Genomic DNA, 22217 nt, shown 5'->3' with positions numbered 1-22217 from the left:
TGTGCCGTGTATTTCATTATTTATTTGTTTAATTAAAAAGAGCAAAGTATGGCACAAAAAATTGCACTTCTATTCCCAGGTCAAGGCTCGCAAAGCGTTGGTATGTTACAAGAACTACTAGAGAGTTCTGACATTGTTAAAGCAACATTTGCAGAAGCGTCAAATGCACTGGGTTACGACTTAGCAGAGCTAGTTCTTAATGGCCCAGAAGAAAAATTAAATCAAACCCACCGCACACAACCTGCATTACTAACTTCAAGTGTTGCTATTTACCGTGATTGGTTAGCAGCTAACCCTGATGCAGACGTTGTTATGGCGGGTCACAGCTTAGGTGAATACTCAGCGTTAGTATGTAGCGATGTATTAAGCTTGAGCGAAGCCGTAAAGCTTGTTGAAAACCGTGGTTTATACATGCAAGAAGCCGTGCCAGCAGGCGTAGGTTCAATGGCTGCTATTATTGGCTTAGGCGATGAAGAAATTAAAGCGGCGTGTGCTGCCTCAGCGCAAGGTGAGGTTGTATCTCCAGTTAACTACAACTCTCCTGGTCAAGTTGTTATCGCAGGCCATAAAGCGGCAGTAGATAGAGCATCGCAAGCATGTAAAGATGCCGGTGCTAAACGTGCATTACCACTTTCTGTTAGCGTACCTTCACATTGTGAGTTAATGAAGCCAGCAGCTGACAAGCTAGCAGCAGACTTAGCCGCTTTAACATTTAATACACCTAAGTGTGATGTAATTAATAATGTTGATGTAAAAGCTGAAACGTCAGCTGATGCAATTAAAGACGCACTAGTACGTCAGCTTTATAGTCCAGTTCGCTGGACAGAAACAGTACAAGCCTTGGTTGCGCAAGATGTAACACAAAGCTACGAATTTGGTCCTGGTAAAGTATTAACAGGACTTGCTAAACGAATTGATAAAGCAATGATCTGTGGCTCAGTAAACGACGCCGCTTCAATTGATGCAGCTAAATAAGAGTATATAAAATGTCTAATTTATTTTCATTAGAGGGCAAAATTGTCCTAATTACTGGCGCCAGCCGTGGTATTGGTAAAGCAATTGCAACAACATTAGTTGCACAAGGTGCAAAAGTTGCAGGTACTGCGACAAGTGAGTCAGGCGCTGCTAAAATCAGTGAATACTTAGGTGACAATGGTAAAGGTTATGCATTAAACGTAACCGATCCTGCATCTATTGAAGCAACACTTGCTGCAATAAAAGCTGATTTAGGCGATATTGACGTACTTGTAAATAACGCAGGTATTACACGCGATAACTTATTAATGCGTATGAAAGAGACTGAGTGGGACGATATTATTGACACTAATTTAAGCTCAGTTTTCCGTTTATCTAAAGCAGTACTTCGTCCAATGATGAAGAAAAAGAAAGGCCGTATTATTAACATTGGCTCAGTAGTGGGTACTATGGGCAATGCAGGTCAAGCTAATTATGCAGCGGCTAAAGCGGGTGTAATTGGTTTTTCTAAGTCACTTGCGCGCGAAGTTGCATCACGTGGTATTACAGTTAACGTAATCGCACCTGGTTTTATTCAAACAGACATGACTGATAATTTAACTGATGAGCAAAAAGCAGCAACACTTGCAAATGTTCCAGCAGGGCGTTTAGGCCAACCAGACGAAATTGCTGCTGCGGTATGTTATTTAGCATCTGACGCGGCTGCGTATGTATCAGGCGAAACTTTGCATGTAAATGGCGCGATGTACATGGTTTAATCGCCATTGTACCTAGATTACTACTTAATAAAGTTAAGTAAGTTACCTCAAAAACATTGAATTATTTGTGAACTTGCTTTAAACATACTTGAAATCGCTGCGAAAATAAGCGATAAAAGACAAAACACACACTCAGAGGTTTGACCAGACAATTATTTATGGTCAAATCATTGAATCAGAGAATTATGCGGCGTAAACTACGCCGCAATCTGAAAATAACGCATTGGCGTTTTTAATAAAGGAAAGAAGAATGAGCGATATCCAAGAACGCGTAAAGAAAATTATCATTGAACAACTAGGTGTTAAAGAAGAAGAAGTTAAAAATGAATCTTCTTTCGTAGATGACCTAGGTGCAGATTCTCTTGATACTGTTGAACTAGTAATGGCTCTTGAAGAAGAGTTTGATACTGAGATCCCAGATGAAGAAGCTGAGAAGATCACTACAGTACAAACTGCTATCGATTACGTTACAGCACACGCTGAGTAATTAATCGCACGTTAAAGGCAGCATCCGCTGCCTTTAATTTTTTATATCCAAACCACCTCAAAGTTCGTGATTCAAAACTTAAATCTCTATGCTCAATTTTAGCTAAAAATTAATTTTGATAGTGTTATGCGTTTTTAATCTATTTTGGGACTAGCACTTTGAGGTAGCTTGGGTATGATCATCCCCTTGTAAAATATCCCTTATTGGAGGCAAACCGTGGCTAAACGTCGAGTCGTCGTAACTGGCTTAGGAATGTTGACGCCGCTAGGTAATGATGTTCAATCAACCTGGCAAGGCTTATTAGATGGTAAAAGTGGCATTCAAACAATAACGCACTTTGATACATCAAAATTTGGTACTAAATTCGCTGGTTTAATAAATGATTTTGATGCAACTGCATACATGTCAGCGAAAGATACTAAAAAAATGGACTTGTTTATTCAGTACGGCATTGCAGCGGGTGTTCAAGCCTTTAAAGATTCAGGCCTTGAAATCACTGAGCAAAACGCAGCACGCATTGGTGTAGCTGTAGGTTCAGGTATTGGTGGGCTTACGTTAATTGAAGAAAACCACATTAAGCTATTAAATAGTGGTCCGCGCAAGTTATCGCCATTTTATGTGCCGTCTACCATTATTAATATGATCTCAGGTCATTTATCAATGATGCATGGACTTCGTGGTCCAAATATTTCAATTGTAACTGCCTGTACTACTGGCTTGCATAATATTGGCCATGCAGCCCGCATGATTGCCTACGGTGATGCAGATGCAATGGTTGCTGGCGGTGCAGAAAAAGCGTGTACCCCAATTGGTATGGGTGGCTTTAATGCTGCGCGTGCACTTTCAACCCGTAACGACGATCCACAAGCGGCTTCTCGCCCTTGGGATAAAGACCGCGATGGCTTTGTGCTTTCTGACGGCGCGGGTGTTGTTGTAGTTGAAGAGTACGAACATGCTAAAGCACGTGGCGCTAAAATTTATGCTGAGCTAGTAGGCTTTGGTATGAGTGGCGATGCGTACCACATGACTTCACCACCAGAAGATGGTGCGGGCGCTGCACTTGCAATGCAAAACGCACTAAACGATGCGCAAGTAAACGCTGAGCAAATTGGTTACATTAACGCACACGGAACATCTACAAATGCAGGCGATAAAGCAGAAACTGCCGCTGTTAAGTCTATTTTTGGTAATGCAGCTAAAGATGTAATGGTAGGCTCGTCTAAATCGATGATGGGTCACTTGTTAGGTGCTGCAGGTTCAGTTGAATCGATTATTTCGATTTTATCACTGACAGATCAAAAAGTGTCGCCAACTATCAACCTTGATAACCCAGACGAAGGGTGTGACTTAGATTATATTGCTCACACTGCACGTGATGCAAAGTTAGACTTTGCACTGTGTAACTCGTTCGGTTTTGGTGGTACTAATGGCTCGTTGCTATTTAAAAAGGTATAATCTTTTTTAACAACGAATCAAATTATAAGAGCTCAGTTGTTTAACTGGGCTTTTTTTATATGCCAAACAAAATGCAAACAATAATAGCAGTAGATCAAAACAGCACTTTAAGCACGCGTGACAGGGGCTTAAATTACGGTGATGGCTTTTTTACAACCGCTAAGGTTGTTGATGGGCAAGTACAGTATTGGGCTCATCATAAAGCGCGTTTGATTGAATGCGCACAGCGCTTGGGTTTTCCTGAGTTAGACTTTAATAGCCTTGAAAATCGAATTGCTTTGCATATAAACGCTGCACCACTAAACGTGCTTAAAATACTTGTAACGCGAGGCGAAGGGGGGCGTGGTTATGGGCTGCCAAGTGAGTGTAATGTCACTATTTTATTGAGCGTGTTGGACTACCCTAGTAATTACGAAGCGCTTACTAAAAAGGGTGTAAATCTCGAAATAAGCCCGATTAAATTAGCGGCACAGCCTTATTTAGCGGGCCTTAAAACATTAAATCGACTTGAACAAGTGCTAATTAAAAAAGCGATGCAAACGCAAAACTGCGATGATGTGTTAGTGCTTGATTACAATAACAATGTAATTGAAGCTTCAGCAGCTAATATTTTTGCGATTAAAAATAAGTGTGTGTTTACGCCATTGCTTGATGAGTGCGGAATAAAGGGCGTTTATCTACAATCGTTATGTGATAAATTGCCTGTTGAATTTAAGCGCGTGAAAGTAGAAGACTTAACCCAAGCAGACGCCGTATTTGTGTGCAATAGCTTAATGGGAGCAGTACCTGTAAAACGTATTGAGCAACAGGTATTTAATACAGACGACAGCCACGCATTACTAACTAAATTATTAGCCAAGGAGGCTGAGTGTTAAAAGTTATTTTATCGGTACTTTTTTTAGCTGTTATAACCACTGCTATTGGTTACCAGCAATTACAAGCAACAATAAATAGCCCGCTAAAAGTAGCGCAAAACACACAATTTGAAGTTAAGCATGGCACTGGCTTTAATAAGTTATGTCAGCAGTGGCAAGCTAATAACTGGGTGGAAGGCTGCTGGCGTTATCAAGTAATTGCCAAATTAGATCCCACACTTACCGACTTAAAAGCGGGCCTTTACGAGCTAACAGCCGATAGCGTTATCAACAACGTAAAAAAAATTAATCAAGGCCAGCAAATCAACTTTAGTTTTACCATAATCGAAGGGCAAAACTTACGTGAAGTACTAAGTGCTATTAAAAAAGCTGATAATTTACAAAACGATTTAAAAACTGACGAACTAAGTACTCAAATACTGGGTAATGACACGCACTTAGAAGGCTGGTTATTCCCCGACACTTACCATTATCATAATAACGATACTGCAAGCAGTGTATTAAAACGTGCAGCACAAAAAATGCAGCAAACGTTAGACGACGCTTGGCAGCAGCGCGCTGTTAATCTGCCCTACAAAACAGCATACGAAGCACTTATAATGGCTTCAATTATTGAAAAAGAAACAGGCCTTGCCAGCGAGCGTCCGTTAATTGCATCAGCGTTTGTTAATCGATTAAACACCAATATGCGCCTACAGACCGATCCAACCGTAATATACGGATTAGGCGCTGATTTTGATGGCGATATTAAACGCAAAGATTTACGCGATTATACGCCTTACAATACGTATCGTATTAATGGTTTACCGCCAACACCGATTGCAATGCCATCAAAAGCCGCTATTTTAGCTGCAGTTAATCCGCCACAAAGTGAATACGTTTACTTTGTATCAAAAGGCGATGGTAGCCACCAGTTTTCAACCACGTTAAAGCAGCATAACGCGGCAGTTAAAACGTATATATTAAATAAAAAGAATTAATTTTTATGAAATCAAAATTTATAGTAATAGAAGGGCTAGAAGGCGCGGGTAAATCAACCGCTATTTCGTTATGCCAAGACTTTTTAAACAAACAAAAAATAGACTTCATTAACGTCCGCGAACCTGGCGGCACACCGCTTGCTGAATCGCTTCGTACGCTTGTAAAAGCAGAGCACGAAGAAGAAATTGCCTTTGAAACCGAGTTGCTTATTATGTACGCAGCTCGCTCACAGCTAATGCACAATGTTATTACCCCAGCGCTAGATAAAGGCCAGTGGGTGCTTGCCGATCGTCATGATTTATCGTCTCAGGCGTATCAAGGTGGCGGGCGTGGTATTAGCTCAAATACATTAGCTTCACTTTCGTCAATGGTATTAAAGGGCTTAAAGCCTGATTTAACTATTTACCTTGATATTGACCCAGTGATAGGCCTTGAACGTGCAAAAGGGCGTGGTGAGCTTGACCGTATTGAACAAGAAGCCATTGAGTTTTTTCAGCGTACACGTATGCGTTATGTTGAACTTGCTAATGACGACAACACAATTAAAACGGTTGATGCAAACCAAAGTATTGATAAAGTACATCGCGATATAACCAATGTACTGCATTCATTTTTTGAAGGCCTAAAATAATATGCCATTGCCGTGGCTACACGATACCCAAGCACGTTTAGCGCAAAGTTATCGTGCAGAGCGTTTTCATCATGCGCAATTATTTTGTGGGCCTGTTGGCGTAGGTAAGTTTGAGTTAAGTGATGAGCTTGGTAATGCTTTGTTATGCCAAAATATAGCTAAGCAGGTAGCTGCGCAAAACAGTATGCTAAAACCTTGCGGACATTGTAAAAGCTGCTTACTTACTCTTGCGGGTACTCATCCCGACAAGCGCTTAACGCAAGTTGATGGGCAAAGCATAGGCGTAGATGATATACGCGGCATTAGTGATTTTATGAATCACTCAGCAGCGCAAAATGGCAATAAAGTAGCAATAATCGAAAATTGCGAAAAAATGACCACAGCAGCAGCTAACGCATTATTAAAAACACTTGAAGAGCCAACTAATAGCCGCTTTTTAATATTAACTACAAGTCAACCAGCACAGCTCCCTGCAACTATTTTAAGTCGATGCGCTAAAAGTGACGTAAAAATAACAAATACAGCACTTGCTCAGCAATGGCTAGAGACATTAGATATACCTAGCTATAGTTGGTTAGCACTTTTTTATAACCAACCGCTGCAAGTAAAGCATTGGCAACAGCAAGACCAGCTAAAAAATATTGATACACTGTATAAGTTTGCAACTGAGTTTAAACAAAGCCATAATTTCAAAGCGTTAGTCGATATAATAAATAAACAGCCTGAACTTGTTCGCATATTTACTTTATTTTTAAGCGTGCAACTAAAGCAACAATTGCTGCAAGGTATGAGTTTTGACGCTTATCAAAGTGCGCAAAATGCATTAGGCGAGTTTTTACAAAATAACACACAAGTACTTGGCCTTAATTTACCGCTAGCTGTATCACGATTAGCATACACATTGCGAAATTCTTAAAAGGATTAATCATGCAAGAACTACTAGTAGACATAGACGATTTAGACGAGTTATACCGTTGTTATATGCCTTACTTAAAAAAAGGTGGCTTATTTGTACGTACTAATATGCGCTACGAAGCAGGGCATTCATTAGCCCTTAGAGTTACCTTGCCCGATGCCTTAGAAGATGACGTAGTAACAGGTAAAGTGTCGTGGATCACGCCACAAGGGGCACAAAGCTCTAACCCTCCAGGTATTGGTATTAGCTTTTTAGACGATAAAACAAACCTAAACGCTAAAATCGAAAAGCTACTTGGGACTATGTTAAACTCAGTCGATCAAACATATACCATGTAGTTATAGGGTCGGTTTTTCATTGAGATTAACGCCGCCCTATATTGGGTTCTTTTAATTGCTAACATAATAAATTAAACGAACAAATTTAAACCCTGAACATAATACAGGCCTTATAGTGATTGTAGATTCTCATTGCCATTTAGATCGTCTTGATTTTGATAAATTAGACTTAAACCTTGACCAAGTTCTTGATAAAGCGCGTGCAAAGCAAATAGAGCACTTTTTATGTGTAAGCGTAACGCTTGATCAGTTTCCAAGCATGCTTGATAAAATTAAGCATTACGACGATGTTTCAGCCTCATGCGGTGTACATCCACTTGATCAAAAAGACGCCCTTAATAAACAGCAACTAATCGACTTAGCTTCACACGAAAAAGTCGTCGCTATTGGCGAAACGGGTCTTGATTACTACTATTCAAAAGATACTCATGCAGTGCAGCAAGCAAGCTTTGTTGGGCATATTGAAGTAGCTAACGAATTACAAAAGCCGTTAATTATTCACACTCGTGATGCCCGCGCCGACACAATTAACTTGATGCGTGAGCACAAAGCCGAAAACTGCGGTGGTGTACTACATTGCTTTACTGAAGATTGGGATATGGCTAAAAAAGCCATAGACATGGGCTTTTATATTTCTATTTCGGGCATTGTTACCTTTAAAAATGCTATTGAGCTAAAAGAAGTAGTAAAACAAATACCGCTAGATAGATTACTAATAGAAACAGACTCGCCTTATTTAGCACCAGTACCGTATCGTGGGCAAACGAATCAGCCAGCGTACGTAGAAGACGTTGCTTACTACATTAGCGAACTTAAAGGCATTAGCTTTAATGAACTAGCTAAAGCGACTACCGAAAACTTTTATTCTTTATTTAAATTAGCAGCTAAAGGCTAAATACATGATTACTCACACGGCAAACCTTCCTATTTTACTAATGGGGCCAATGGTGCGCCGTGTAGAGCAAACTGGAGTCTGTATTCAGTTTGCTACCTCCAAGCCTGCAAACTGCCAAATAAACTTATTAAATGTTGAGTGTTATAGTGATCAATACACTGTTTCTCTAGGGGAACATTTATACCTGCATTTCGTTATTATAAAGCCAATAGACAACAAACTCCCTCTAGATAGCTTATTAAGCTATGAGCTTGTAATTGACGACACAGCAATCGATTTGTCGCCTTGGTGCTATAGCAATCAAACAACGCCTGCATTTGTAATCCCCGATAAACTCAGTGATATTTTGCATGGCTCGTGCCGTAATGCACATCATCCAGCAAAAGATAGCTTAGTGTCTGCAAGTCACTGGCAAAATACTCAGCGTGGTAATAATACTCAAGGCGCACAATTGTTATTACTGAGCGGTGACCAGGTTTACGCCGATGATGTAGCAGGCCCCATGTTATTAGCTATTCATCAGTTAATTAAAGCGTTAGGTATCTATAAAGAGCAACCACTTGCCATTGAGCTACCGGATGATATAAATGAGCAACTTTATAATCGCCATTTGTTTTTACCAAAAACGCCTTGGCAAAAACGCTCAAAGTTAGGTGTTGGTTACTGGCTAAAAAAAGACGAACCTCATTTTTCAAGCGTAAAAGCCTACAATCACCTTATTCATTTTGAAGAATACATTGCACTGTATTTATTAAATTTTAGTGCTGCTGCTTGGCAATGCGTTGATATACAAAACACAACGTATTTAGGTCAAAGCGAGCAAAACAAAACTATTTTTAACGCTGAAAAAACAGCACTGATTGATTATGCAAAAGGCTTAAGTGAAGTAGAGCGATTGTTTGCCAATGTATCTACGCTAATGATGTTTGACGATCACGATGTAACCGATGATTGGAATCTCACCGCTGGGTGGGAGCAAGCTATAAATGAAAACCCAAGTAGTAAACGAATCATTAATAACGGCTTAATTAGTTATTGGCTTTTTCAGGGAATGGGGAACGATGCACTAAATAAAACAGGCGAGTTACTAACACCTTTTAAGCAAAGCCGTACTGCTAATAATTTATGGCAGTTTAAAGCATTTGATAAACCACTAAACGATTTTAGTTTTTGGCATTATGAGTTAACTACAACCCCAAAAGTAGTGGTGCTAGATACACGTACGCACCGTTGGCGAAATGAGCAAAACTTTAATGAGCCTTCAGGTCTACTTGATTGGGAGCGCCTCACAGAGCTTGAAGAAAGCCTACTAAGCCACGATCAGGTTATTATTGTATCGCCAGCACCCGTATTTGGTGTTAAATCAATAGAAGCCATTCAAGCCATGTTTAATATTTGCGGGCAACCGCTCATGGTGGATGTAGAAAACTGGATGGCGCACGAAGGCTCAGCCAAAAAGCTACTCGATACCTTTAGACGCACCGACACCCCAAACGAGACCCTTATTTTATCGGGTGATGTACATTACTCATTTTGCTTTTCAGTGCAAAAGCGTTTTGGCGATCATCCCAATCGAATTTGGCAACTTACCGCCAGTGGTATTAAAAACGAGTTCCCGCGTAAATTAATAAACATACTCGATAAACTAGATTCAATTCTATACGGCCCAAAAAGCCCATTAAACTTTTTTACCAAACGCTGGCACATGGAAGTAGATAAACACCAAACTATAGGTGAAGGGCAAAAATACTTAGTAAGCGACTCAGCTATTAGTTTAATAACACTAGAGCAAGGAAATTTAGCCCGCTATCAACTTATACACGGTGAAGGGCATTTAACCGAGTTTGATTTAGAAGAACAGTAAGTTGCTCATCTACAAGTCAATTGTAGATGAGCACTCTTGGTAAGGGGTTTGAAAAAGTAAGAAATAGTACTGTCTATAGAAGAAGCTGCAAATAAAAACGCCCAAAGGCTTATAAAAACCTCTGGGCTATAAAGTGACTCTAAATTGAGCCTAGCGTTAACTAAAAACTTTCTGGTTCGTTAGGGAGAAGAAGAAAGTACTTAAAACTATAGTAAAGGTACTCAATAAAGCATAACTAATTTTGCCACCTGGTTACATTTGATAACAAAGGATTAGATTAATTATGCGTAATTTGTACTTTAGTTTAACCCCAGCTTATTAACTGCGTATTTTGCACTAGATCTCGGGGTAGTGAATTTTTGATCTTATTTTTTTGCCATTTCCCGAGCCCAATAGGGCAACCACACAGTGTTAATACTACTTCACCTATTGTTTGAGTTGCCTCAGCTAAGCGTATATCTTTACCTTGAAAATAATCATTTGCTTGCTCGTTATTTAACGCGTAAATATTAGTTTTACACTCATTGCCAAATACGGTTGCAAATTCGTGCGTTAGTCTCACGCCATTTTTATGAATAATGCCAATTTGAATACCTAAACGTGCGTACTTAATTTTATTTTGCACAGCTTCAAATCCTTGTGGAAATAACCAAAGTTCTTTATCGCGCTGCATTAAGTTGCCAGGTAGGTTAGTTAACCCAAAGTGCTTTTTAAGCGATTGCATAAACGCGACGCTTTGTTTTTTATCAAACTCGTTAAACGGAAACGCACCTTTTTTAACTGTTTGATTTGGGTTGTTGCAACTTGCGTGCTTTTTAAATTTAGCAATAAAAAAGCCTTCGCTATCGAATGTTTGCGGCCATACATGCAAATAGCCTTCACTTGTAGTGGCTTTGCTGGCACCTTCAAATAAATCACTTAGTGACTCAGGCGCTATATAGTCGCCAAATTCACTCAGTAAATAATCACACACTTGTTGGTTTTCGAGCGGGGTAAGTGTGCAGGTTGAATACACTAATGTGCCACCTGGTTTTAATGCATAAAAAGCGCTTTTAATTAAGTCTTTTTGTACTTGGGCTATTTTGATATTTGATTCTATTGACCAATTTTTTAGTGCGTCGGCGTCTTTACGTACTGTGCCTTCGCCAGAGCATGGCGCGTCTAGGAGTATGCTATCAAAGCATTCAAACATGTAGTTGCCAAATATAACGCCATCAAAGTGCGAAAGTGCACAGTTACCAACCCCCATGCGTTTTAATGTAGCGCTGAGTACCTTTAAACGAGATGACGAAAGCTCGTTTGCAACAAGCACGCCTTGGTTATCCATAAGAGCTGCTAGCTGCGATGTTTTAGAACCTGGCGCTGATGCCATATCAAGCACGGTGTTATTTTGCGAGTTAGCGAGTTTAATACTTTGCTTTAATGCGATAGGCGGCAGCATTGAACTTGCTTCTTGTACGTACATCGCACCGCTTAGGTGTAAGTCGGTATTACCAAGGGCTAGGTTTTGCTCTTCATCTTCGGGACGTTCTAACCAAAAACCTTCACTGCACCAAGGTATGGGGGTTAGCAGCCAATTTTTTTCAGTTGCACGTTCTACAAATTCTTCAATGCTAATTTTTAATGTATTAACGCGGATAGATTTTCTGAGGGGCCTACGACACGCATTTAAAAAGTCATCTAAGTTTAGATGCGCTGGTAAATAGGTTTTTACGTCATCAATAAAGTGCTCAGGAATAAAAGTGTTGGCGTTCACGCGTTAGCTCATACTATAAAAATAAAGCACGATAATAGCATTTATGCGAGGTGTTTTCAGCGCTAAAAAGCGTAACATCTGATTTATTACGCTGTCGACACTTCACTGTTTTAGTCCATTTTAAACCCATTTTTATGCGACTTTAGGTTAATAGTGTCGACAATAAGCGTGTTTTTTAGCCATTGTGATGTGTTTAAGGGTTGACATGATTTTTTAATAAGCCCATAGTAACCACATTAATTGTCGACAATCTAAAAAATAACTTATGACACACACATTTTTAAACGAAGCGCCTATAACTACCGCATCAGATCAAGTATTTGTAGATATGCGCCGTGAGATTGTTGAAGGCAGTATAGTTCAAGGCAGTAAAATATCAGAGCCTGAGCTTGCCAAACGTTATGGTGTAAGCCGTGCAACGCTTAGAGAGGCGTTAAATCGCCTAGAAAGTTGCTACCTTGTTGAGCGTAAAGCTAACGTAGGTTGCCGAGTAGTTGCCCTTACCGCTGAACGCTTGATTGAAGTTTACCAAGTTCGTAGTTCGCTTGAAGGCTTGGCATGTAGGCTTGCTGCCGACAATATGGAACCCGAAGAAGTAAAAGGCTTAAAGCAATTACTTAATCAGCACCTACAAACACAGCGTGTTAAAGAGGGCGAATCTTATTATCAAGAAGCCGGCGATTTAGATTTTCATTACCGTATTATTCAAGGCAGTAAAAACGCGCATTTAATTCATTTACTGTGTAATGAGCTTTATCAACTAATACGCATGTACCGTGTACAAATGGGCATGGTGGGGCCGCGTGTATCAAAAGCGTTTGATGAGCATTTAGCTATTATTAACGCGATTGAAAACCACGATGGCGAACTGGCCGAAATGCTTATGAAGCGCCACATAAGTGCATCGCAAGCAAATATTCAAACCAAATTTGATTTATTAGCTAAGCAGAAAGCATAAGCTGTTAAAAGCTAAAAGCTAGCAAAAGCAGTCAAACAGTCATAATTACAGATTAAAACTATAAGTTACTCCACGTAGCAACCGTTCAAAGTGAGGAGAAAGTAATGTCAGCAGGATTAAAATTTAAACACGCTATTGCCAATAACCGCCCGTTACAAGTAGTAGGTACTATTAACGCCTACACAGCGATGATGGCTGAAAAAATGGGTCACCAAGCTATTTACCTCTCAGGTGCCGGTGTTGCAAACGCTTCGTTTGGTATGCCTGATTTGGGTATGACAAGTCTTGATAACGTGCTTGAAGATATTCGTCGTATTACGGGTGCTAGCGATTTACCACTACTTGTTGATGCCGATACCGGTTGGGGTGGGGCGTTTAACATTGCACGCACAGTAAAAGAAATGACTAAAGCCGGTGCGGCGGGTTTTCATATAGAAGACCAAGTAGCGCAAAAGCGCTGTGGCCATCGCCCTAATAAAGAAATTGTAAGCCAAGGTGAAATGGTTGACCGCATTAAAGCGGCGGTTGATGCAAAAACCGATAGCGATTTTTATATTATGGCGCGTACCGATGCATTTCAAAAAGAAGGTTTAAACGCCGCGATAGACCGTGCAGCTGCCTGTGTTGAAGCCGGTGCTGACGCTATTTTTGCAGAAGCCGTACACGACCTTGCTGATTACCAAGCATTTGCAAAAGCGATTAACGTTCCAATTTTGGCAAACATTACTGAGTTTGGCCAAACACCTATTTACACAAAAGAGCAGTTAAGCGATGTAGGTGTTGAAATGGTGCTTTACCCACTAAGTGCATTTAGAGCCATGAACAAAGCAGCATTAAGCGTGTATTCAGCAATTTTAAATGAAGGCTCGCAACAAAGCCAAATTGAAAATATGCAAACGCGTTCTGAGCTTTACGACTTTTTAGATTACCACACGTACGAGAACACACTCGACACCCTTTTTTCATCAAAATCTGACAAATAATAATTTGGGCGTATTAATCTTTAGTGGTTGAATTTACAGCAGTATGTTTGGTGTTTAGGCAAGGCAGAGCCTATGCTGTGTGGTTATTCCCCATAAATTGGCGATAACGCAGCATAAATACCAAACATGCGCTGCCCGTCGGGTTCTTTCTAGGGACGATTATCTCTTTGTTGCTCGGTTTTTACTTAGTCCACTAGGTTACAAACCTCGCGCCGCGATTTAATCGCCCCTAGATTGAACAAATTCCAATCTACAAAGTTCAATACGCCCAACAATCACACACAAATTTAAGATAGGAGAAGATCATGGTAGATAAAGCATTAGGCGGCGCGGGTTTACGCGGACAAGTGGCTGGTCAAACAGCATTGTGTACTGTTGGGCAAAGTGGTTCTGGTTTAACGTATTGTGGTTACGATATTAGCGAACTTGCCGAAAAAGCGCAGTTTGAAGAAGTGTCTTTTTTACTTTCACGCGGTGAGTTACCAACAACTAGCGAATTGGCTGAATATAAAGCTAAACTTAAAAGCTTACGCGGCTTACCAGATGCACTTAAAACTGTGCTTGAAAATATTCCTAAAGATGCGCATCCAATGGATGTAATGCGCACAGGTTGCTCAATGTTGGGTAACCTTGAAATGGAGCTTGATTTTAGCCAAGCCAATGATGCAATCGACCGTATGGTTGCTGTATTCCCAAGTATTATTTGTTACTGGTACCGCTTTACACATGATGGCGTACGCATTGAAACACAAACTGATGACGACTCAGTTGGCGCACATTTTTTAACACTGTTACATGACAAAGCACCTAGTGATTTATTTGCACAAGTGATGAACGTATCACTAATTTTATACGCAGAGCATGAGTTTAATGCTTCTACATTTGCGGGTCGTGTGTGTGCATCAACGCTTTCTGATATTCACTCTTGTGTAACAGGTGCGATTGGTACGCTACGTGGCCCACTTCATGGTGGTGCTAACGAAGCAGCTATGGATATGATTCAAGGCTTTACAAGTGCTGAGCATGCTGAGCAAGAAGTAATGGGCATGCTTGAGCGTAAAGACAAAATAATGGGTTTTGGCCATGCGATTTATCGCGAGTCTGATCCACGCAATGTAATTATTAAAAAATGGTCTGAAAAACTAGCGGCAGAGGTGGGCGATACCGTGCTTTACCCTGTGTCTGTTCGTTGTGAGGAGATTATGTGGCGCGAGAAAAAACTGTTTTGTAACGCCGATTTTTTCCATGCATCTGCTTATCACTTTATGGATATTCCGACTAAATTATTTACGCCAATATTTGTAATGAGCCGCGTTACTGGTTGGACTGCGCATGTAAAAGAGCAACGCGCTAACAACCGTATTATTCGCCCAAGTGCCGATTACACAGGCCCTGATGCACGTAGTTACCCACCAATAGAGTCACGTTAAAAAATGAGTGAGCACGCATGTGCTCACTTTTTTATTGCACATAGCCACTAGCGAGCAGTTTTTCTCAAACTTTTCATTAAACACGCTAGCTGTGAGCAAACACCGTCACCAAATTAGCGAACCCTTATTATGACCATAATTAATAATACCCAATACCGTAAACCTCTGCCGGGCTCAAATGCCGACTATTACGATACGCAAGAAGCCGTAGATGCAATTAAGCCAGGTGCATACGCCACACTACCTTATTCATCACGTGTATTTGCCGAAAACCTAGTACGCCGATGCGACCCTGCCATGTTAACCGATGCACTTAATCAGCTAATTGAGCGAAAGCAAGACTTGGATTTTCCGTGGTATCCGGCGCGCGTAGTATGCCACGATATTTTAGGCCAAACGGCACTTGTTGATTTAGCAGGTTTGCGTGATGCAATTGCAGCCAAAGGCGGCGATCCCGCAAAAGTGAATCCTGTGGTACCCACGCAGTTAATAGTTGATCATTCGTTAGCGGTAGAGCATGCCGGTTTTGATCCTGACGCATTTGACAAAAACCGCGCGATTGAAGACAGACGAAATGATGACCGTTTTCACTTTATCAACTGGACAAAAACTGCCTTTAAAAATATTGACGTTATTCCACCGGGTAATGGCATTATGCATCAAATTAACCTTGAAAAAATGTCGCCGGTTATTCAAAACCGAGATGGCATTGCATTCCCAGATACACTAGTTGGCACCGACAGTCACACACCACATGTTGATGCGCTGGGCGTTATTGCTGTGGGCGTAGGTGGGCTTGAAGCTGAAAGCGTAATGCTTGGCCGTGCTTCTTATATTCGCTTGCCTGATATTGTAGGTGTTGAGCTAACAGGCAAGCGCCAACCCGGTATTACCGCAACCGATATTGTGTTGGCTATTACTGAATTTTTACGTGAGCAACGTGTTGTTTCTACTTATTTAGAGTTTTACGGTGAAGGTGCCGACGCGCTTACTCTTGGCGACAGAGCAACCATTTCGAACATGACGCCTGAATTTGGCGCAACTGCAGCCATGTTTTATATCGATGATAAAACAATAGATTACTTGCGTTTAACAGGCCGTGAAGAAGAACAAATAGCCCTTGTAGAAAACTACGCTAAAACAGCAGGCCTTTGGAGCGATAGCTTAAAAACCGCAAAATATGAGCGTGTGCTTAAGTTTGATTTATCAAGCGTGGGGCGCAATATTGCCGGTCCATCTAATCCACACCGCCGTGTATCGACAAGCGATTTAGCTAAAGAAGGTATTTCGGGCGTTGTTGAAAATGAAGAAGGCTTAATGCCAGACGGCGCGTGTATTATTGCCGCTATTACTAGCTGTACTAATACGAGTAATCCACGCAATGTAATTGCCGCTGCACTCCTTGCCCGTAACGCAAATGCTAGGGGTTTAATGCGTAAACCTTGGGTTAAAACTTCATTAGCACCAGGCTCAAAAGCGGTGCAATCATACCTTGAAGATGCAAACTTACTAACAGAGCTTGAGCAACTTGGCTTTGGTATTGTTGGTTTTGCGTGTACAACGTGTAACGGTATGAGCGGTGCCCTTGACCCTGTTATTCAAAAAGAAGTGATCGATCGCGATTTATACACTACCGCGGTGCTTTCGGGTAATCGTAACTTTGATGGGCGTATTCATCCTTATGCTAAACAAGCATTTTTAGCGTCACCTCCTTTAGTTGTTGCGTACGCCATTGCAGGTACTATTCGCTTTGATATTGAAAAAGGGATACTAGGGCAAGATCAACAAGGCAACGATATTACGCTTAAAGATTTATGGCCGTCAGACGAAGAGATTGATGCAGTAATTAAGCAAAGCGTTAAGCCAGAGCAGTTTAGAAAAGTATACGAGCCGATGTTTAATTTAACCGTAGATTACGGTGAAGATAACGATCCACTTTACGACTGGCGCCCAGAAAGTACGTACATTCGTCGCCCTCCTTATTGGGAAGGTGCACTTGCGGGTGAGCGCACAATGACCGGTATGCGTGCGCTTGCAGTTCTTGGCGATAACATTACAACCGATCATTTATCGCCATCAAACGCAATTATGGCAAGTAGTGCTGCTGGTGAATACCTGACCAAAATGAACGTGCCAGAGGAAGACTACAACTCGTATGCAACGCACCGGGGCGATCATTTAACAGCGCAGCGCGCAACATTTGCAAACCCAAAACTACTTAATGAAATGGTACTGGACGAAAACGGCGAAGTTAAGCAAGGCTCTTACGCACGCTTAGAACCACAAGGCACTAATACCCGTATGTGGGAAGCAATCGAAGCCTACATGGAGCGTAAACAACCGCTTATTATTGTAGCTGGTGCCGATTACGGGCAAGGTTCGTCGCGCGATTGGGCAGCAAAAGGCGTAAGACTTGCAGGCGTTGAAGTAATAGCAGCTGAAGGTTTTGAGCGTATTCACCGTACTAACCTAATTGGTATGGGTGTTTTACCGCTTGAGTTTAAAGCAGGCACAACGCGTAAAACTCTAAAGCTGGATGGCAGTGAAACGTACGATGTAGCAGGCGATTTAAAACCAGGTGCCACCGTTAATTTAAGTATTACTCGTAAAGACGGTGAAGTACTCACTGTGCCTATGAAGTGCCGTATCGATACCCAAGAAGAGCTTTCTATTTACGCGGCTGGTGGTGTGTTACAACGCTTTGCACAAGACTTTTTAGAAGCAACGAAATCTGCATAAGGGCAAGCATTATGTTTAAACCGCAAATTAAAGTGCCTGCAACTTATATGCGTGGCGGCACCAGTAAAGGTGTGTTTTTTAATTTAACTGATTTGCCAAAGCCTGCTCAAGTAGCAGGCGAGGCGCGCGATAATTTATTACTACGCGTTATTGGCAGCCCCGATCCGTATGCTAAGCAAACGGATGGCATGGGCGGTGCTACATCAAGTACCAGTAAAACCGTAATCTTAAGTAAAAGTGAGCAAACTGACCACGATGTTGATTACTTGTTTGGTCAAGTGGCAATAGATAAACCTTTTGTAGATTGGAGCGGTAACTGCGGCAACTTAACGTCAGCAGTCGGTGCTTTTGCCATTAGTAATGGTTTGGTCGATAAAAGCAGAGTACCTAATAACGGTGTTGCTATTGTGCGTGTGTGGCAGGCTAATATTAAAAAAAGCATATTAGTGCATGTCCCCATGACAAATGGCGAAGTACAAGAAACCGGCGACTTTGAGCTCGATGGCGTTACTTTTGCTGCAGCTGAAGTAAAACTTGAATTTATTGACCCCGCTGATGGCGATGGCGCGTTATTTCCAACAGGTAACGTAGTTGATGACTTAGAGGTTCCAGGTGTTGGTACTTTAAAAGCAACAATGATAAATGCAGGTATTCCTACCATATTTATTAACGCCACTGATATTGGTTATACCGGCACAGAGCTGCAAGACGATATAAATAACGATGTTGCAGCGCTTGAAAAGCTTGAAACCATTCGTGCTTATGGCGCTGTTAAAATGGGTTTAATCACTAACATTAGTGAAGCGCAAGCTCGCCAACATACGCCTAAAGTTGCGTTTGTTGCATCACCTTTAGATTACAAAGCATCTAGCGGTAAAATTATTGAAGCTGCAAATATCAACTTGTTAGTACGCGCTATGTCGATGGGTAAACTGCACCATGCCATGATGGGCACAGCTGCTGTTGCTATTGGCACGGCCGCAGCAATCGAAGGCACACTCGTAAATATAGCCGCTGGTGGCGGCGCATTGAGTGAAGTTAACTTTGGTCATCCGTCGGGCACGCTAAAAGTAGGTGCTGAGGCTAAAAATAATGCTGGCAACTGGCTAGTTACCAAAGCGAGTATGAGCCGAAGTGCACGGGTATTAATGGAAGGGGTTGTAAGAGTCCCTCAGTAGTTCCTCATTAATAACTATCGTACAGCCATCGCATAAGTATTGTGATTAATTTACAGCATCAAAATACTTATGCGCTTTGTGCTTTCTTTATTGTCATAATTAATAACAAAACAGCACTAACTCATAGTGCCTGAATCTAGGTAGCTGCCAATCCCGAGTGTGAACATCCATATCCCCCATAAACTATGCTCAATAACACACACGACGGTTGAGCGGCTTTGTGCATAGGTATAAGCAAACAGTAAGCCACCTAAAAATGCTAAGGCTACTGCAATCCAATTTGCATACACAATATGCGCCAACGCAAATACACTCGCACTAACTACAATACGCACTGCTTTTTTGGGCATGATGCGTTTATAACGATGAAAAAAATACGTTCTGAATATTAACTCTTGAGGAATAACCGACAGTATTGGGTAGAGTAGCAACAGTAAAAGCCAATCATTAAACGAGTTGCGGGGAAGGGTAAACCAGTTGCCCTGATGAATAATCCCGTAAAACATACCTGAGAACAGTGCACCTAAAAAAAAGAAGCTAAACACACGTTTTTTAACAGCAGAAAATTGCCCAAGGCTTGTAAGCCTAAAACGTTTAAAGTGGGGATCGCCCAGTAGCAACATACAACACACGCTCATTAAAATAATAAGCGCAGGAATAAGCCAGTTAGCTAAATACTCGCGTAATACAAAACCCGATAAGGGTAGTAACACAAAAATGAGGGTAAATTCAAACCAGCGATATTGATTGGCGTTCAAGGTCGTCTCAACTTGTTTTTTTAATAAGCTATCAAGCTAAGACGACATTTTTATGACGAGATTAGTAATCTACAAAGTGATCTATAAAATTATTTTGCAGGTTCTTCTTCACTAGGGAGGTATTTGTACAAGGCAATAATAGTGGCAAAAATACTCACAAAGGTAATACCCATTAAACCAAACACTTTAAAATTAACCCAAAAGTCGAGCGAGAAATTATATGCAATATAAATGTTTAGTGCTGCGATGCCAGCAGTTATAGCAACCCACATTAGGTTAAGCTTATCCCATAATGGTTCTGGGACTACAATGGCTTGTTTTGTATCATTAGCATTTTCGAGGATTGAGCTAAGCGCTTTTTTAACGAGATTTTTCTTAAGTACATAACGGCTAACAAGTAACGTTAAGCTTAAACCTGCGTATATGAGTGTTGCTTTCCATTTTATGTATTGCTCATCATGAAGTACCAGCGTTAACGTACCAAACACGGCAGCAATGCCAAAAAATATCCACTGACGAGTTGGCACAGAGCCATGTTTAAAGTAGCTATAAGCAACTTGAATGAGCGTAGTTGCCATTAATAAACCGGTAGCCCAGTAAATATCGACTAGCTTAAAAACTGCAAAAAACAGTATGAGTGGGATGTATTCAATTAATGCGTGCATAGCTTACCTAAATTATACAAAAAAGAGTCAAAGGCTTTTTACCACATAAAGCTTAACAACTACAAGGTTGACTTGTTGCCCTGTAACCCTTAGCCTGCGTGGCTTTATTGCCAACTTGGTTTGGTATTTTTTATATCATCATATTCCCACGCTTAACCAACACTGATTTGGCGTGTATTTAGGAGCCTAAAATGAATAAAGCAGAACTCGTTGCTGCCATTGCACACAAAAGTGAATTAACAAAAAAAGATTCTCAAGCGGCACTTTCAAGCTTGCAAAAAGTAATTACTAAATCGCTTTCTGAGGGCGATCAAGTTCAAATAAATGGCTTTGGTACGTTTGCACTAAGTTACTATCCAGCGCGTACTGGGCGTAACCCACAAACAGGCGCTGCAATTGAAATAGAAGGCGCTAATAAAGCGGTTTTTAAGCCTGCTAAAGCGTTAAAAGATCTACTTTAATTCTATTTAAGGTTTTAAACCCCGTATTGATAGATAAGTTACATGAGCGCGAAGTAAATTCGCACCTACGGGTATATGTTGTAGGTGAGGTTTTACACCTCGCGTTTGGTGGCTTTAAATTATATGAGCTGGAAATAAATTCGCACCTATGTAGATTATTCATAATCTCTAAATGATTTACATGGCATTACAAATCCCTCTTACATTAAATCCTTTACTTTCAATTACTTGTTATCGGCATGCATTATGCTATTTAACTGTGTGTTTCGAACATATTTTTAAACAATACCAGTCCGCTTATATATGGGGTCTATTGAACGTTAAGAAAATTACGCTAGAACTAGGCAAAAATTTTTCGTATTTAGTTGTTCTAAATGAAAGGTTTTTAACGACGTTATAGTGCGATTTAATTCGTTAAATTGCTCAAAGATTTATGCATATTGGTATAATATAAGGAGAACTCAATGAGTACATTACAAACAAGCACACGTTTACAAGGCAAAAAAATTGCAATTTTAGCCACTGATGGGTTTGAGCAAAGTGAGCTTTTATCTCCACGCAGCGCATTACTTGATGCCGGTGCAAACATCGAAATAGTATCAATTAAAGAAGGCCAAATTACGGGCTGGGATGAAGATAAGTGGGGCGATAAAGTAACAGTAGATAAACTAGTTACAAACGCAGACCCTGCTGATTACGACGCGCTTATGCTTCCTGGTGGTTTATTTAACCCAGACAGTTTACGCCAAGATAAAGATGCTAAAGCCTTTATTGATGGCTTTTTTGGCGCAGAAAAAAACAAACCCGTTGCTGCTATTTGCCATGCGCCGTGGCTGTTAGCTGAAATTAATAAACTGCGCGACCGTACTATTACCTCTTTTCCAAGTATTAAAAGCGATTTAATTAATGCAGGTGCTAATTGGATTGACCAAGAAGTATGTGTAGATAAAGGCTTAGTAACAAGCCGTAGCCCAGCCGATTTAGAAGCATTTAATGCTAAATTTATTGAAGAGATTTTAGAGGGTAAACACCAAGCTCACTAATTTTTTTAAAACGTTTGGATATTGCTATAGCGTTTGATTTTTAAAAAACAAAAAAGGGCATTTTAAATGCC

21 protein-coding genes are annotated in these 22217 nt (G+C 40.8%); 18 read left to right on the top strand and 3 right to left on the bottom strand.

The genetic code is table 11. The features are described 5' to 3' along the window. Nucleotides 1-48 precede the first annotated feature (48 nt). The 11 genes from fabD (at nucleotide 49) to GQR45_RS12530 (ending at nucleotide 10175) form a co-directional block, all read left to right on the top strand. Nucleotides 49-975: an ACP S-malonyltransferase gene (fabD, locus tag GQR45_RS12580; protein ID WP_165726124.1), complete on the top strand. Its 927-nt coding sequence runs from the start codon at nucleotides 49-51 to the stop codon at nucleotides 973-975. 11 nt (nucleotides 976-986) lie between these two features. Continuing rightward, nucleotides 987-1733: a 3-oxoacyl-ACP reductase FabG gene (fabG, locus tag GQR45_RS12575; RefSeq protein ID WP_007585730.1), complete on the top strand. Its 747-nt coding sequence runs from the start codon at nucleotides 987-989 to the stop codon at nucleotides 1731-1733. A gap of 250 nt (nucleotides 1734-1983) precedes the next feature. Next, complete coding sequence (gene acpP / locus GQR45_RS12570; protein WP_002962377.1) at nucleotides 1984-2220, top strand: acyl carrier protein; 237 nt, start codon at nucleotides 1984-1986, stop codon at nucleotides 2218-2220. Nucleotides 2221-2436: 216 nt separating this feature from the next. Next, nucleotides 2437-3675 (top strand): beta-ketoacyl-ACP synthase II, encoded by a 1239-nt coding sequence (fabF, locus tag GQR45_RS12565; protein WP_007585731.1) that lies wholly within the window; start codon nucleotides 2437-2439, stop codon nucleotides 3673-3675. A 59-nt stretch (nucleotides 3676-3734) separates the two neighbouring features. Next, entirely contained in the window at nucleotides 3735-4550 is an 816-nt protein-coding gene (gene pabC, locus GQR45_RS12560) for an aminodeoxychorismate lyase (protein ID WP_165726123.1), read from the top strand. Further along, nucleotides 4544-5530, top strand: coding sequence for an endolytic transglycosylase MltG (mltG, locus tag GQR45_RS12555; protein WP_121954228.1), 987 nt, complete (start codon nucleotides 4544-4546; stop codon nucleotides 5528-5530). The genes pabC and mltG overlap by 7 nt, the downstream gene beginning before the upstream one ends. 5 nt (nucleotides 5531-5535) lie before the next feature. After that, complete coding sequence (tmk, locus tag GQR45_RS12550; protein WP_007585737.1) at nucleotides 5536-6162, top strand: dTMP kinase; 627 nt, start codon at nucleotides 5536-5538, stop codon at nucleotides 6160-6162. Between the two features lies 1 nt (nucleotide 6163). Continuing rightward, on the top strand, nucleotides 6164-7078 hold the full coding sequence (locus GQR45_RS12545; RefSeq protein ID WP_165726122.1) for a DNA polymerase III subunit delta': 915 nt from the start codon (nucleotides 6164-6166) through the stop codon (nucleotides 7076-7078). Between the two features lie 11 nt (nucleotides 7079-7089). Beyond that, nucleotides 7090-7416, top strand: coding sequence for a PilZ domain-containing protein (locus tag GQR45_RS12540; protein WP_165726121.1), 327 nt, complete (start codon nucleotides 7090-7092; stop codon nucleotides 7414-7416). Between the two features lie 115 nt (nucleotides 7417-7531). After that, complete coding sequence (locus tag GQR45_RS12535; RefSeq protein WP_007585741.1) at nucleotides 7532-8311, top strand: YchF/TatD family DNA exonuclease; 780 nt, start codon at nucleotides 7532-7534, stop codon at nucleotides 8309-8311. Nucleotides 8312-8315: 4 nt separating this feature from the next. Further along, nucleotides 8316-10175, top strand: a complete 1860-nt coding sequence (locus GQR45_RS12530; RefSeq protein ID WP_165726120.1) for an alkaline phosphatase D family protein — start codon at nucleotides 8316-8318, stop codon at nucleotides 10173-10175. Nucleotides 10176-10479: 304 nt separating this feature from the next. Here the strand turns inward: GQR45_RS12530 and rsmF are convergent, their stop codons facing one another. Beyond that, nucleotides 10480-11931 carry a 16S rRNA (cytosine(1407)-C(5))-methyltransferase RsmF gene (gene rsmF / locus GQR45_RS12525; RefSeq protein ID WP_165726119.1) on the bottom strand — a complete coding sequence of 484 codons (1452 nt, stop codon included), beginning with the start codon at nucleotides 11929-11931 and terminating at the stop codon, nucleotides 10480-10482. Nucleotides 11932-12196: 265 nt separating this feature from the next. Between rsmF and GQR45_RS12520 the strand changes: the two genes are divergently transcribed. From GQR45_RS12520 to prpF, 5 genes are all read left to right on the top strand, one after another. Next, the gene (locus tag GQR45_RS12520; RefSeq protein WP_002962362.1) at nucleotides 12197-12889 is read left to right on the top strand and encodes a GntR family transcriptional regulator; all 693 of its coding nucleotides are present in this window, start codon (nucleotides 12197-12199) and stop codon (nucleotides 12887-12889) included. A 104-nt stretch (nucleotides 12890-12993) separates the two neighbouring features. Continuing rightward, entirely contained in the window at nucleotides 12994-13872 is an 879-nt protein-coding gene (prpB, locus tag GQR45_RS12515; RefSeq protein ID WP_024590402.1) for a methylisocitrate lyase, read from the top strand. A 305-nt stretch (nucleotides 13873-14177) separates the two neighbouring features. After that, the gene (prpC, locus tag GQR45_RS12510) at nucleotides 14178-15302 is read left to right on the top strand and encodes a 2-methylcitrate synthase (protein ID WP_165726118.1); all 1125 of its coding nucleotides are present in this window, start codon (nucleotides 14178-14180) and stop codon (nucleotides 15300-15302) included. Nucleotides 15303-15431: 129 nt separating this feature from the next. After that, on the top strand, nucleotides 15432-18041 hold the full coding sequence (acnD, locus tag GQR45_RS12505) for a Fe/S-dependent 2-methylisocitrate dehydratase AcnD (RefSeq protein WP_165726117.1): 2610 nt from the start codon (nucleotides 15432-15434) through the stop codon (nucleotides 18039-18041). 11 nt (nucleotides 18042-18052) lie between these two features. After that, on the top strand, nucleotides 18053-19219 hold the full coding sequence (prpF, locus tag GQR45_RS12500) for a 2-methylaconitate cis-trans isomerase PrpF (RefSeq protein ID WP_165726116.1): 1167 nt from the start codon (nucleotides 18053-18055) through the stop codon (nucleotides 19217-19219). A gap of 116 nt (nucleotides 19220-19335) precedes the next feature. Here the strand turns inward: prpF and GQR45_RS12495 are convergent, their stop codons facing one another. After that, on the bottom strand, nucleotides 19336-19977 hold the full coding sequence (locus GQR45_RS12495) for a CPBP family intramembrane glutamic endopeptidase (protein ID WP_165726115.1): 642 nt from the start codon (nucleotides 19975-19977) through the stop codon (nucleotides 19336-19338). Between the two features lie 89 nt (nucleotides 19978-20066). After that, nucleotides 20067-20642, bottom strand: a complete 576-nt coding sequence (locus GQR45_RS12490; protein WP_165726114.1) for an inner membrane-spanning protein YciB — start codon at nucleotides 20640-20642, stop codon at nucleotides 20067-20069. Between the two features lie 191 nt (nucleotides 20643-20833). On the opposite strand from GQR45_RS12490, the gene GQR45_RS12485 reads away from it, so the two are divergent. Together GQR45_RS12485 and GQR45_RS12480 are read left to right on the top strand one after the other, a co-directional pair. Continuing rightward, nucleotides 20834-21103 carry an HU family DNA-binding protein gene (locus GQR45_RS12485; RefSeq protein WP_007375441.1) on the top strand — a complete coding sequence of 90 codons (270 nt, stop codon included), beginning with the start codon at nucleotides 20834-20836 and terminating at the stop codon, nucleotides 21101-21103. 464 nt (nucleotides 21104-21567) lie between these two features. Continuing rightward, nucleotides 21568-22146, top strand: coding sequence for a type 1 glutamine amidotransferase domain-containing protein (locus GQR45_RS12480; RefSeq protein ID WP_165726113.1), 579 nt, complete (start codon nucleotides 21568-21570; stop codon nucleotides 22144-22146). Nucleotides 22147-22217: the final 71 nt, after the last annotated feature.

Source organism: Pseudoalteromonas sp. SA25 (assembly GCF_011378705.1).
In the GTDB taxonomy this organism is placed as follows: Bacteria; Pseudomonadota; Gammaproteobacteria; order Enterobacterales; family Alteromonadaceae; genus Pseudoalteromonas; species Pseudoalteromonas arctica.
The sequence above is the reverse complement of the archived record's forward strand: the minus strand, read 5'-3'. Positions and strand labels throughout refer to the sequence as shown.

Excerpts from the sequence above, each read along its gene's own strand:
- fabD (WP_165726124.1), top strand. The coding sequence starts at position 49 with ATGGCACAAAAAATTGCACTTCTATTCCCAGGTCAAGGCTCGCAAAGC.
- fabG (WP_007585730.1), top strand. The coding sequence starts at position 987 with ATGTCTAATTTATTTTCATTAGAGGGCAAAATTGTCCTAATTACTGGC.
- acpP (WP_002962377.1), top strand. The coding sequence starts at position 1,984 with ATGAGCGATATCCAAGAACGCGTAAAGAAAATTATCATTGAACAACTA.
- pabC (WP_165726123.1), top strand. The coding sequence starts at position 3,735 with ATGCCAAACAAAATGCAAACAATAATAGCAGTAGATCAAAACAGCACT.
- tmk (WP_007585737.1), top strand. The coding sequence starts at position 5,536 with ATGAAATCAAAATTTATAGTAATAGAAGGGCTAGAAGGCGCGGGTAAA.
- GQR45_RS12545 (WP_165726122.1), top strand. The coding sequence starts at position 6,164 with ATGCCATTGCCGTGGCTACACGATACCCAAGCACGTTTAGCGCAAAGT.
- GQR45_RS12540 (WP_165726121.1), top strand. The coding sequence starts at position 7,090 with ATGCAAGAACTACTAGTAGACATAGACGATTTAGACGAGTTATACCGT.
- GQR45_RS12530 (WP_165726120.1), top strand. The coding sequence starts at position 8,316 with ATGATTACTCACACGGCAAACCTTCCTATTTTACTAATGGGGCCAATG.
- GQR45_RS12520 (WP_002962362.1), top strand. The coding sequence starts at position 12,197 with ATGACACACACATTTTTAAACGAAGCGCCTATAACTACCGCATCAGAT.
- prpB (WP_024590402.1), top strand. The coding sequence starts at position 12,994 with ATGTCAGCAGGATTAAAATTTAAACACGCTATTGCCAATAACCGCCCG.
- prpC (WP_165726118.1), top strand. The coding sequence starts at position 14,178 with ATGGTAGATAAAGCATTAGGCGGCGCGGGTTTACGCGGACAAGTGGCT.
- acnD (WP_165726117.1), top strand. The coding sequence starts at position 15,432 with ATGACCATAATTAATAATACCCAATACCGTAAACCTCTGCCGGGCTCA.
- prpF (WP_165726116.1), top strand. The coding sequence starts at position 18,053 with ATGTTTAAACCGCAAATTAAAGTGCCTGCAACTTATATGCGTGGCGGC.
- GQR45_RS12490 (WP_165726114.1), bottom strand. The coding sequence starts at position 20,642 with ATGCACGCATTAATTGAATACATCCCACTCATACTGTTTTTTGCAGTT.
- GQR45_RS12485 (WP_007375441.1), top strand. The coding sequence starts at position 20,834 with ATGAATAAAGCAGAACTCGTTGCTGCCATTGCACACAAAAGTGAATTA.
- GQR45_RS12480 (WP_165726113.1), top strand. The coding sequence starts at position 21,568 with ATGAGTACATTACAAACAAGCACACGTTTACAAGGCAAAAAAATTGCA.